Source organism: Palleronia caenipelagi (assembly GCF_007004065.1).
Taxonomy (GTDB): Bacteria; Pseudomonadota; Alphaproteobacteria; order Rhodobacterales; family Rhodobacteraceae; genus Palleronia; species Palleronia caenipelagi.
On sequence record NZ_VFSV01000005.1, the window covers coordinates 100,833 to 113,137 of the forward strand.

Sequence of the window (12,305 nt, forward strand, 5' to 3'; positions counted from 1 at the left end):
CGGTTCTTTGTCCCTGACTTCGCCGACTATCGATCAGGATTGCTCATGTTACTGTCCGAGTTGATCGCCCCTGAGGGCGTGAAAACTATCTCGCGCACAACCAGCAAGAAGCGCGTTTTGCAGCTTCTCGCTGAGATGGCTCAGGACGTTTACGGACTGGACTCCGATGCCGTTGCGCGCGCTCTGATTGAGCGTGAAACACTTGGGCCAACGGGTGTCGGGCGCGGCGTTGCCCTTCCCCACGCAAGGCTACCGGGTCTGTCCCGGATGTGCGGGGCGTTCGTGAAGCTTGAGCATGGCGTGGATTTCCGCGCCCCTGATCGCAAACCGGTGGATCTGATCTGCGCCCTGTTTGCCCCTGAGGATGACGGCGTCCAGCACCTCAAAGCGCTGGCCGCTGTGTCACGGCGAATGAGAGACGCGGATCTCTGCAACGCGTTGCGCAGCAACAATGAACCCGCTGCAATTCACGCGCTATTGACCCAATCTCAGGCCGTCCGAGCGGCCTGAGATCCCGCCTTCCATTTACCAAAGCCGAACATCACGTAATCCCGGCGATAGACGGTTTGCACAGCCTGCTCGATCTCGTCGTCATAGATCTCTGCCAACGCTATGTCGCCCGCTGTTTCCCCAGCCTGATATGTTGGCGTATCTCCCCAGTTCGACGGCAGCAACTCCGGTAGCTTTTGCGCGGCTTCGTCATCGCGAATAATCGCATCAGGCAGCAAAAACTGAGCCATTCCCTGCAGCAGCCCGGTCTGACTGGCCCAGTCGGTATCGATGCGAATGCTGGTCTGGCCTGCGATATTGCCACTGACAAAAACGACGAAGGCTTTAAACGCAGCCCGGCAGGCAGCCGCGTCAAAGCTGTCATCGGGTTCGCCCTCCGGAATCGGCACATCATACTTGCTGCGAAGCGTTTCGCGAATATCCTCAAAACAGTCCGGACCAGGATACAGAATTCTGAGGCAAAAGACGCGATACAGTCGATCAACCGGGTGTCTCAAGATCGTAAACGCCCGCCGGTTTCTCGTTTTGCGCAGCCACTTGCGGACATCTTTTTGTGACAGATCCCGCCCTAAATCTGCGATGTCCACCCCATCCAGCGCGGCCATCCAGCGCTCGACAGATGTTTTGGGGCCACCGGCAACAGGCAGATAGATCAGCGGCGCCTGAGCCGCCGTGACATGGCGCGAGACCTGCGGCCCCCGCGCGGGCTCAAAACTCGGGGTGCGGAACAGTGAGAACTGGTCGAGCGTGCCCAGCGCCTCAACCATCTCGTCAAAATTCTCCACTTTATCCCGCAACTCGCCGGGATTTTGCACTTTGGTTGACCGGGACAGTCGTTGCAGTGGTTCCTCGCATCCCAGCCAGGTCAAAAGACCGTTCAACACCTCAAGGTTTCCGACATCGCGGTAATCAATCAAAAACGGAGTTTGTCCGCTGGTTTGCAAGGCCCGCCGGATTGTTTCCTGGTGCGCCAGCCTGACTTCGAGATGATCCGAGAATTCCTGCAAATCAAAGCGGATCCGCGCTGTCTTTGCTCCCTTTGCGTCATTCAGACGCCACTGGTCAGTCACCCGTGCGATCTTGAGACTGACATAGCTCTCCAGCAGATTACGGGTCAGAATGATCTTGGCACAGCGCCGGTCCTCAAGCGCCAAACGCAAAACGCGCGGGTCATGATCGTGAAAGAAGCGATATCCCCAGAGACCCTGCGCCTCCGCCGCCATCGCGTCGAGCAAGACCTGCGGGTCTGCATCGCGCTCGGCCATCGTCACGGCTCCGAAGGTGTTCTTGGCCGCACCTCCGATGAAAGCCGGGTTGAACATCTCCCCAAAGGAGCGAACCCCCGCGGCCTGATTGAGATTGGCCTCGAAGAAATTCGACCCGGTCCGCATCTCCGCGAGGATGATGAATTTGTCGAACGGCGCCGTCATGTGAATGTCCTTTTTACGGCATCGCAGGATTGCTCGCCCGCAACTCCTGCGATGGTGGCAGATCGCCTACGAGATAAGGGTCCATGCCCTCGTTCTTGAGATTTTGCAGAAACTGGCGGAACCCCCGCAGATCGACCATAGGTGGCAACTGCAGAACGGACCGGCTCGGCGCAGGCGAGATATCATTGATAATGTTATCCAGATTATCCGAAGGATTGCGCAGAAAATCGGCCAGAGACCAGACCTGCACCCGTGCCCGCGCCCAGGATTGCCGCAATTCTTTTAAATGGTCAGCCTCACGCTGCTGCAACTCGGCGGCCCGCCGGCGTGCTTCCGCAAATGGCAGATTTTCGCAGAACAGACGCACGGCCCACGCACCGGTGAGAACCACCACATCGGCATTCACATCCGAAGCGATGAAGCCGCCAACACCTTTGGTGTCCCGCGGCCCGTACAGGAAAGCCTGTCGGCGACCTCGCGTGTTCCATAGAAGATTGGTCAGAAAGCCGGTCGCGTTGTAGTCTCGGAGCTTTGCATTGTCCGAGAGGGCGCCCGAAACGAGCTTCGCCCCATCCGCAAATTCAGCCCGTTCCGGTGCAAACAGATGCCCATGGCAGCGAAATCCCGTGCGACGTTCGATCCAGCCGGGGAAATTCTCAAACAAATCGCCGAAGCCTTCAAAAACAGCGTAGCGCGCGCTGGTGCGGATGAATTCGGAGTCATTGCGCGGGAACCGTCCCACCATATAGAGGCCAGGGCGACCTCGCACCCGACGCTCAAGTGCCGAAGAGCATATCCGGGCGATCCGTCCAGGCTCGGGTTCGTCATCACCCCAACTGGTATTATCACCCGACAGGAACGTGTCATACAGCTTGTCAGCCTGGGGCCAGACCTTCCGGACAAGGAAGCATTTTGAACGCCGCAACAATTCCAGATGATCATCGTAGAACAGGTGCGGACGCCCCTGAAAGTCGAATTTGGCCAGCGTCAGCGACCGACTTTCGATTCTGTCGGAGACCTGACGGATCAAGGTCTGGAAGTAGCTCTCATCGGGGATCCAGACGCCCTTGAAATAGCGGTCGAACTCGGCGCGACGATGATGGTTGAGGATAGCTTCCAGATCTTCACGCACGAGGCACCACCACTGGGACCCCATATGAGGAACGAGCCCGCTCGGGATTTTTCTTTTGTACCCGACACGGCGCTGCAGCGCGACGAATGCATCAAACAGGCGCTTCGTCCTCTTCCACGAGAAAGGAAAGCGCAGAGTGAACCGTTCATGCCCGAGCCCGCCCTGGATCCACGGGACCTCCTCACAGGTCACACTCTCGATAAAATTCACCCCCCGGTGATCCTCGAGGTACGTCGTCAACTCCGGAACGGGCCGCAGAGGCAAGCAGGTCCCAGAGGTCAGGAGCACGTAGTCAAGGTTTGGAAATGTCCCAAGCAGCTCCGATGCCGCGAGCTGGGTCGCTTCGACCAGAGACCAATCGCCCCAATTACACTGGATGCGATCACAAACCGCCACATCGGGCAGGTCACCGATCTTGTCCACAAACCGGGCGTAGACATCCTCAGGGACTTTGCGATCCACGTGGATCACCACAGGACAGCCATTGTCCGACCAGTGCCGCACAACCTGCGCGGCCCGGTCCAGCGCCGAATGGCACAACATGACAATGCCAAGCCTCATGCCCAGTTTCCCTTCGACATCAGGCCGAGCAGCTCAAGCTGACGCCAGTTGATGTAACGCTCTGATTGCGGACACCAGAGGCTCTGCCCGGCCTGTAATCCCTCGGTATAAGCCACATATTCTCGCCCGGCGCGATAATGCTCCCGGCGCTGGGCCTCTTCTGCAGCGCGATCCGCTATGGTGTGGATGAACTTGGCATGGAGGAGAACGCCACAGGCCTTCTCCCCGCCAATATCATCAAACACAAGGTTCAGCCCCCGAGGCAGCATCATATGGGTCGATGACACGAAGACGTTGCCACGCCCCCATTTCACCAAGGGCACCTTGTTGAGCGCGGGAGCTTCACGCGGGCTGTCTCGGAAGAACACGCGCCCGCGGGGGCCTCCCTGAATCCAGAGAGACCCATACTGCCAGTTTCGCGTCATTGTGTAGTTCCCGGGGTCAAACCACTCCGCCACCCGGAACGGATTATCCCCAGCCTGATAGGGCTGCGAGGACATGGCCGCCTGGGGGTACATATCCAGGATCATCGCGCCAAAAGAACGGATGTCCGAGCTGTCCAGCCAGTCAGTCAACGCGCCGATCCCCCGGGTGTCGCAGAACGGATAGACGAAGAACTCGTCGGCGTCGACGCAGAGCACCCATCTTCCGAGGCAATAACGACGGGCCAGCCAGTTCACCCAATCCACGCCGAAGCGTGACTTATTATAGCTGGCCTTCGTCATCCATACGGAGCAATCGGGTTGGCGAGAGAGATACTCGCGACTGCCGTCCGTGCTGTCATTATCCACAAACAGGAAATGTTCGACGCCGAGCTTCCGATAATATTCAAGGAAATAGGGCAAGCGAACAAATTCGTTACGCAAAACGCATATGATGACCACACGGGAGGAGCGGATCAGATCCCTGTCGACGTTGTGGGCTTTCAACTCCCGGCGCTTGCGAATGGCGCGGATGTAGAGACGGCGGCGTTTCGAGCCCATGCGCCAAGATCTCAGCAGTCCCAAGGTGAACCTCTCTGACACCGTTCATTCATTACACAATTCACGTTAGACCCAATCGCCCCGCGACATAACCCCCAGCCCCTCCAACGCCCGCCAGCCGCGATAGGGTGTGGACGCCTCGCACCAAAGCGATGGGTTCTGAGTAAGACTCTCGTAATAAGAGTTGTACAGGTCTGAATTTGCAAAATGTTCTTGCCGCAGCCGCTCTTCGGCCGAGCGTTTGACGATGCTGTCGAGGAATTTCGTGTGCAGCAGCACGCCAGACAGGGTCTCGCCTTCGCCGTAAATCCGGTTCAGTCGGGGCGGCAGGAGCGCGTGCGTCGAATTGACGTAGACGTACCGCCAATGCCAGCGCACCAACGGCACCTTCTGAAGCGTCGGAGCCCGGCGCGGCTCATCCCCGAAAAACGCCCGCGCCCGTGCCCCCCCCTGCACCCAGAGGTTTTTCATAGGCCGCTGAACCTGAATCGAGTAATTGCCTGCGTCGAAATGGGTTAAGATCTCCAGCGGATCCTGCCGAGGTCGATACGCGGTATCTCCCACCGGACCCTGCGGATAGAGGTCCAGCATCAACGCGCCCATCATCGGAGTTCCGGTCTGATCGAGCCGCTCGGTCAGCGCCGACAAAGGGCGTGTCGGCCAGTGCGGATAAATGAACAGCTCATCTGCGTCGAGCACCAGACACCAGCGGCCATGGCCGTGCCGGATCATCAGCCATGTGATCCAGTCGAGACCAAAGCGCGACAGCTTGTAGGAGTGCGAGGTGTGCCAGACAGAGCAATCGGGTTGATCTGACAGGAACGCCCCTGTCCCGTCATCGCTGTCATTGTCCACGAAGATAAAATGGGTCACGCCCAGCCGCCGATGGTGATCAAGAAACCACGGCAGACGGTCGGCCTCGTTCCGGACTGTCGCAAAAGCAAGAATGTCATCCGGCCCGAGCGTGGGGGTCCGATCGACCACGGCCCTGAGTTGACGCCGTTTCAGAAATGCCCGACCGAGCAAACGACGGCGGCGGCGGCGCATTCCATAGGCTGCACCCAGATTGCGAAGCCGAGCGCCCGGTCCGCCGGCACGTTCGTAAAGACCGGGCACCATGCGATCAGTCGAGATCCAGATCAGCGAGATAAGTGCGGAAATCGTCCTTCAATTCCCGGTGCTTCAACCCATAGGCGACCGTGGCTTGCAAGTAACCGAGCTTGGCACCGCAATCGTAGCGCTGGCCGTCAAATTTCAGGCCCCAGACACCGGCCTCGGTGCTGATCTGTTTGGCAATCGCGTCTGTGAGCTGAATCTCGCCTCCGGCACCAACCTCGTGGGCGTCCAGCGCCGAAAGGACCTCCGGGGTTAAGATATACCGACCAATCACAGCCATATTGGACGGTGCCGTACCCGCAGCCGGCTTTTCGACCATGCCGCGCACCTGCACGGCACTGCCCTGCGCCTGACCTGGATCGATAATGCCGTATTTGCACGTCTCCTGATCAGAGACTTCCATGGCTGCCACCATGCAACCGCCAGTCTGCTCATGGGCATCAACCATTTGCTTCAGCACGGGCACATCAGCATCAATCACATCATCGGGCAGGATCACCGCAAAGGGCTCGTCCCCGATCAGCCGATGCGCGCACCAGACCGCGTGGCCCAGACCTTTGGCACTCTGCTGGCGCACAGTTGCAATGGAGCCAGACCCGATATCAGTGCGCGCGAGCTCTTCGAGAAGGTCTGTTTTGTTCTTCGCTTTTAGCGAATTCTCCAATTCCGGCGCTCGGTCGAAGTAATCAACCAAAGCGCCTTTGCCGCGCGCAGTGATAAAAATGAACTCGGTAATCCCTGCCGCACGCGCCTCATCGATTGCGTACTGGATCAACGGACGATCCACGAGGGTGAGCATTTCCTTTGGCATCGACTTCGTCGCAGGGAGGAAACGGGTCCCCTGCCCTGCAATCGGAAGGACGGCCTTCGTGACTCGTTTCGTCATCAGATCAACTCTCCACACATTCGCCGACAGCTCTCCCCTGAGAACCTCACGCCTTCAACTCAACAGTTGGAGTGCAGGCGATGAAGAACGGGTTAGCAAAATTTTCTTTTCCATAGACAAGCGGCGAGCGATCGTCAAAACGCACAACCTCACCGCCAGCCCCCGCCAGAACTGCATGACCCGCCGCTGTGTCCCACTCCATCGTGCGGCCCAGGCGCGGGTAAAGGTCCGCCTCTCCGGTCGCAACCAGACAGAATTTCAGGGACGATCCGGCACTCTTCATGTCATCCACGGCGTATTTGGAGATATAGTCGTCCGTTGCCTGATCGCGATGCGATTTCGACGCGACAACCAAAAGTCCGGAATTGTCAGAGTTGCGCACGTTCAACGGCGTCACGGGACCACGCTGGTCAACGGAGAAATCACCGCTTTCCTCGACCGATGCACCCGTCTCGTCGGTATAAAAGAGCCGACCTTTGGCGGGCGCATAGACCACACCGCGCACCGGAACCCCGTTCTTCACATACGCAATGTTCACAGTGAAATCGCCACGCCGCTGAATGAACTCTTTGGTGCCGTCCAAAGGATCCACAATCAGGAAAGTCTCAACCTGCTGATCATGGCTCTCCGCCTGCTCTTCTGTAACCAGCGGAACATCCGGGAAAGCGGCACGCAGACCGGCGGAAATCAGGCGGTCTGCCGCCTCATCGGCTTGTGTCACCGGACTGTCATCGGCTTTGTCGCGGACTTCGATATCGCTCTGGTCATAGATTTCCATGATCGCCGCCCCGCCTTCCAAAGCGAGTTTGCGCATCACGTCGGTGAGCTTCGAGTAATCCACGGTAAGCCCTTTCATTCACGAGTTTGTAACCGGGCGCAGCGATGGCAGGCTTCCACCACAAAGGTCAAGCGTGTATGCGTCTCTAAAGGCGCAACTCCGCGCATCCGCAGGACCGTCATCATGTTTACGCCGACACGGCCGACAGGCAACCTCACCGGGGCTTTCAACGTCCTGATGCTGACATATCACATGACTGCACGTTCGGTCCGCGGTGGCAAAGCGAGCGCTATCTGGTCACTTATCAACAACATCACCCGCGCGCTGATTATGGTCGCGGCATTCATGACCCTCTATTATATTCTCGGCATGCGCGGCTCGGCCATTCGCGGCGATTACATGATCTATGTAATGACGGGCATCTTCCTATACATTACCCACATCTCTGCCGTCAGTTCGATGGGCGGGGCAGGTGCATCAAATGGTGGATTGGCCCAGCACGCCCCGCTTACAGCAGCGGTGATGATCTTTTCCGCCGCCTTGTCTTCGCTCTACAATCAGGTCCTGTCAGTCACCGCGATTCTCATCGTCTACTACGTCGGTTTCAGCCATTTCACCATCTATGACTGGTGGGGGACATTCTGCATGCTGGTTCTGGCTTGGTTTTTCGGCATCGCTGTCGGAATTCTGTTGAACGCCTTGCAACCATGGGTCCCAACTCTGGTCACGAAGTTCAGAACGATTTACCAGAGGGCGCAGATGGTGACCTCCGGCAAGATGTTCGTTGCAAATGCGCTGCCGCCCGAGATGATCCGGATGTTCGACTGGAATCCCCTCTTTCACACGATTGATCAGGCCCGGGGATTTGCCTTCATAAACTATTTCCCGCACAAATCGAGTTGGGAGTATGCTCTGACGGTGTGCGTCATTTTGATCGTCATAGGCCTCATGGGTGAATTCTTTACCCGCCAGCATAGGTCGCTGAGCTGGACGAAGGGCTAATTCCGGCAACGCGTAGCGTACAGTTTATGCGTCCACCTCGGGACAGCAATCCGGAAGATCCGAAGCGGATTTTATCGATTCCATGGTGGATCAGACGCGCCGGGCCTTCGAGTATCGCGATGTCGCCAGAGCGCAGCCAGAGGCTTTCGGTCGGGCCGCCGCGCTCCACATTACCGATCCTGAATAGCGCATAGTCACCCAGCGAAACCGATAACACCGGCTGCGTCAGATCCGCTTCGTCACGATCCTGATGCAGACCCATCCGCGCGTCTTCGCCATAGTAATTGACCAGACACGTGTCGGGCAGAACCTCGGAACGGGCGTGCTCTACCCACAGATCCAACAGTCGCGTCGGGATCGCGGGCCATTCCCCACCGCCGGGGTGCCTCGGGTCATACCGGTAGCCGCGCCGGTCGCTAACCCAGCCGACAGACCCGGCAGAGGTCATGCGGACGCTCAGTTTTCCCCCACGACGGGTCTCAGGCTGAAAGAACGGAGCGACAGCAGCCACCTGCCGTAGATCCTCGACCAGCGCCGCCTGTGCCTGCTGATCAAGCGCCCCGATCAGGATCCGCACCCCTCGTATCTCAATTTTCACACCATTTCTCCGAATTTCCTGTCAAAGACACCGCTCTGACGGGATTGCAGCGGCATTTCCGCCTCCCTATATACCCTGCGACGCCACCGGATGGCGTAAAACTCCGGGCAACTTAGGGATAGGCGGGCAGGTGCCGCAAACGGGTCTGCCTGCAGAGACATCGCCAAGAGAAGGATTATTACATGGGCAAAGTCATCGGTATCGACCTCGGCACGACCAACAGCTGCGTCGCCATCATGGATGGTAGCCAGCCCCGGGTGATCGAAAACTCCGAAGGCGCGCGCACGACCCCCTCGATCGTCGCGTTCACCGAGGATGAGCGTCTCGTCGGGCAGGCCGCGAAGCGTCAGGCCGTCACGAACTCCGAAAACACTGTTTTTGCGGTAAAGCGTCTGATCGGTCGTCGTTATGCAGACCCGGCGCTGGAGAAGGACAAGAAGAACCTCCCCTATTCCATCGTCGACGGTGGTCAGGGTGACGCGTGGGTTGAATCGCGCGGTGAGAAGTATTCTCCGTCGCAGATCTCCGCCTTTATCCTGCAAAAGATGAAGGAAACCGCCGAGAGCTATCTGGGCGAGGACGTGACTCAGGCGGTCATCACTGTTCCGGCCTATTTCAACGACCAGCAGCGTCAGGCCACCAAAGACGCCGGCAAGATCGCCGGTCTCGAAGTGCTGCGCATCATCAACGAGCCCACGGCCGCCGCTCTGGCCTATGGTCTCGATAAGAAAGAGACGCGCACCATCGCGGTCTATGATCTCGGCGGCGGTACCTTCGACATCACCATTCTGGAGATTGATGACGGTCTCTTTGAGGTGAAGTCCACCAACGGCGACACCTTCCTCGGTGGCGAAGATTTCGACATGCGGATCGTCGATTACCTCGCCGACGAGTTCAAGAAAGAGCACGGCGCTGACCTGCGTCAGGACAAGATGGCCCTGCAGCGTCTGAAAGAAGCTGCGGAAAAGGCCAAGATCGAACTGTCCAGCTCCAGCCAGACCGAGATCAACCAGCCCTTCATCTCCATGGGCGCCAACGGCCAGCCGCTGCACCTCGTGCTGAAGCTGACCCGTGCGAAGCTTGAGAGCCTCGTGGGCGACCTGATCAAGGCATCCATCAAGCCCTGCCAGGCCGCGCTGAAGGATGCAGGTCTGAAGACCGACGATATCGACGAGATCGTTCTGGTCGGCGGTATGACCCGTATGCCCCGCGTGATCGAAGAAGTGACGAAGTTCTTTGGCAAAGAGCCCCATAAGGGTGTAAACCCCGACGAGGTTGTGGCGCTGGGCGCGGCCATTCAGGCCGGTGTGCTTCAGGGCGACGTGAAGGACGTGGTGCTGCTCGACGTGACCCCGCTGTCGCTGGGCATCGAAACGCTGGGTGGCGTATTCACCCGCCTGATCGACCGCAACACCACCATCCCGACGAAGAAGAGCCAGATCTTCTCCACCGCCGAGGACAACCAGAACGCCGTGACGATCCGGGTCTTCCAAGGTGAGCGCGAGATGGCGGCCGACAACAAGATGCTCGGTCAGTTCAACCTCGAGGACATCCCCCCGGCGCCGCGCGGCATGCCGCAGATCGAGGTGACCTTTGACATCGACGCCAACGGCATCGTCTCCGTCGCCGCCTCCGACAAGGGTACCGGCAAAGAGCAGAAGATCACCATTCAGGCTTCGGGCGGTCTCTCCGACGAGGACATTGAAAAGATGGTGAAGGACGCCGAAGCCAACGCCGATGCGGACAAGCAGCGTCGGGAGCTGGTCGAAGCGAAGAACCAGGCCGAAAGCCTGATCCACTCGACCGAGAAGGCCCTGGAAGAGCATAAGGACAAGGTCGACCCGACCACCGTCGAGGCCATTGAGCTGGCAATTGCCAACCTGCAGGAGCAGCTCGAGACCGAAGACGCGGGCAAAATCAAGTCCGGCATCCAGAACGTGACCGAAGCGTCCATGAAGCTGGGCGAAGCCATCTACAAGGCGAGCCAGGACGAGGGCGACGACGTTGCCGCTGCTGACGAGGCCTCCGATGATGAAGGCATCGTCGATGCCGACTTCGAGGATCTCGACGACAACAAGCGCGCTTCCTGATCGGACGCCTGATGTGACGAAGGGCCGGCCCGACCCGTCTGGCCGGCCCTTTTTCGTGAGAGGATACCAACATGGCAAAGCGTGATTACTACGACGTGCTCGGTGTGTCGAAGGGCGCGTCTGCCGACGAGATCAAGAAAGCCTATCGCGGCAAGGCGAAGGAGCTTCACCCCGACCGCAACAGCGACAACCCCAATGCTGAGGCCCAGTTCAAGGAAGTGAACGAGGCCTATGAGATCCTGAAAGACGCGGAAAAGAAGGCGGCCTATGACCGCTTTGGTCACGCGGCCTTCGAGGGTGGCATGGGTGGCGGGCGTCCGGGCGGTGGTTATGGCCAGCAGGGCGACTTCGCCTCGGCCTTTTCCGACGTGTTCGACGACCTGTTCGGCGACTTCATGGGCCAGCGGCGCGGTGGTGGGCAACGCGCGTCCCGCGGCTCAGACCTGCGCTATAACCTGCGCATTTCGCTCGAAGACGCTTATAACGGCCTGCAAAAGACCATCAACGTGCCCACTGCTGTCTCCTGCGGGACCTGTGAGGGTACCGGCGCCGAAGGCGGGGCCGAACCTGCAACCTGTCCTACATGCTCCGGCATGGGCAAGGTCCGGGCACAGCAGGGCTTTTTCACCGTTGAGCGGACCTGTCCGACCTGCTCCGGCGCAGGCCAGATCGTCAAAAACCCGTGCAACAATTGCGGCGGCGCAGGTCGTGTCCAGAAGGAACGCGCGCTCAGTGTCAACATCCCCAAGGGCGTAGAGACCGGCAGCCGGATTCGTCTCAGCGGCGAAGGCGAAGCAGGCCTGCGCGGCGGGCCGTCTGGCGACCTCTACATCTTCATCGAGGTCACGCCGCATCAGCTCTTCAGCCGTGAGGGCGAGCACCTGTTCTGTCAGGTGCCGGTGTCCGTTGCCACGGCGGCACTGGGAGGCGATATTGAGGTGCCCACCATCGACGGAGGACGCAGTCGGGTGAAGGTGCCCGCAGGTGCCCAGACTGGCAAACAGATGCGCCTGAGGGGCAAGGGAATGCCGCTGCTGCGCTCTACTGCTACGGGCGACATGTATATTGAGCTGGCGGTCGAGACCCCGGTGAACCTGACGGCGCGACAAAAGGAACTGCTCCGGGAGTTCGAAGAGCTCTCAGAGGAGAACAATCCGCAGAGCTCCGGGTTCTTTCGCAAGGTGAAAACCTTCTGGGACGGCATGAAAAGCTGAAGTCA

The 12,305-nt window shown here is 59.0% G+C and carries 11 protein-coding genes; 4 read left to right on the top strand and 7 right to left on the bottom strand.

Going from position 1 to position 12,305, the window contains the following annotated elements; all coding sequences use genetic code 11:
- Positions 1-45 precede the first annotated feature (45 nt).
- Positions 46-510, top strand: a complete 465-nt coding sequence (locus FEV53_RS04245) for a PTS sugar transporter subunit IIA (protein ID WP_142833576.1) — start codon at positions 46-48, stop codon at positions 508-510.
- On the opposite strand, the gene FEV53_RS04250 is transcribed toward FEV53_RS04245, so the two are convergent.
- From FEV53_RS04250 to cysQ, 6 genes are all read right to left on the bottom strand, one after another.
- Positions 489-1,940: a nodulation protein NodH gene (locus FEV53_RS04250; protein WP_142833577.1), complete on the bottom strand. Its 1,452-nt coding sequence runs from the start codon at positions 1,938-1,940 to the stop codon at positions 489-491. The two genes, FEV53_RS04245 and FEV53_RS04250, sit on opposite strands and share 22 nt — an antisense overlap.
- A 13-nt stretch (positions 1,941-1,953) precedes the next feature.
- Positions 1,954-3,633, bottom strand: a complete 1,680-nt coding sequence (locus tag FEV53_RS04255; RefSeq protein WP_142833578.1) for a DUF5927 domain-containing protein — start codon at positions 3,631-3,633, stop codon at positions 1,954-1,956.
- Positions 3,630-4,640, bottom strand: coding sequence for a glycosyltransferase family 2 protein (locus FEV53_RS04260; protein ID WP_142833579.1), 1,011 nt, complete (start codon positions 4,638-4,640; stop codon positions 3,630-3,632). Before FEV53_RS04260 ends, FEV53_RS04255 begins: the two co-directional genes overlap by 4 nt.
- Before the next feature lie 42 nt (positions 4,641-4,682).
- Positions 4,683-5,663: a glycosyltransferase family 2 protein gene (locus FEV53_RS04265; protein ID WP_142833580.1), complete on the bottom strand. Its 981-nt coding sequence runs from the start codon at positions 5,661-5,663 to the stop codon at positions 4,683-4,685.
- Between the two features lie 76 nt (positions 5,664-5,739).
- Positions 5,740-6,618 carry a UTP--glucose-1-phosphate uridylyltransferase GalU gene (gene galU / locus FEV53_RS04270; protein ID WP_142833581.1) on the bottom strand — a complete coding sequence of 293 codons (879 nt, stop codon included), beginning with the start codon at positions 6,616-6,618 and terminating at the stop codon, positions 5,740-5,742.
- A 46-nt stretch (positions 6,619-6,664) separates the two neighbouring features.
- Positions 6,665-7,474 (bottom strand): 3'(2'),5'-bisphosphate nucleotidase CysQ, encoded by an 810-nt coding sequence (gene cysQ / locus FEV53_RS04275; RefSeq protein ID WP_425465472.1) that lies wholly within the window; start codon positions 7,472-7,474, stop codon positions 6,665-6,667.
- Positions 7,475-7,579: 105 nt separating this feature from the next.
- On the opposite strand from cysQ, the gene FEV53_RS04280 reads away from it, so the two are divergent.
- Positions 7,580-8,398: an ABC transporter permease gene (locus FEV53_RS04280; RefSeq protein ID WP_142833582.1), complete on the top strand. Its 819-nt coding sequence runs from the start codon at positions 7,580-7,582 to the stop codon at positions 8,396-8,398.
- Here FEV53_RS04280 and FEV53_RS04285 read toward each other — a convergent pair.
- Positions 8,358-8,996 (bottom strand): alpha-ketoglutarate-dependent dioxygenase AlkB family protein, encoded by a 639-nt coding sequence (locus FEV53_RS04285; RefSeq protein ID WP_142833583.1) that lies wholly within the window; start codon positions 8,994-8,996, stop codon positions 8,358-8,360. The genes FEV53_RS04280 and FEV53_RS04285 overlap by 41 nt on opposite strands.
- Positions 8,997-9,178: 182 nt before the next feature.
- On the opposite strand from FEV53_RS04285, the gene dnaK reads away from it, so the two are divergent.
- The gene (dnaK, locus tag FEV53_RS04290) at positions 9,179-11,086 is read left to right on the top strand and encodes a molecular chaperone DnaK (protein ID WP_142833584.1); all 1,908 of its coding nucleotides are present in this window, start codon (positions 9,179-9,181) and stop codon (positions 11,084-11,086) included.
- 71 nt (positions 11,087-11,157) lie between these two features.
- Positions 11,158-12,300, top strand: coding sequence for a molecular chaperone DnaJ (dnaJ, locus tag FEV53_RS04295; RefSeq protein WP_142833585.1), 1,143 nt, complete (start codon positions 11,158-11,160; stop codon positions 12,298-12,300).
- Positions 12,301-12,305: the final 5 nt, after the last annotated feature.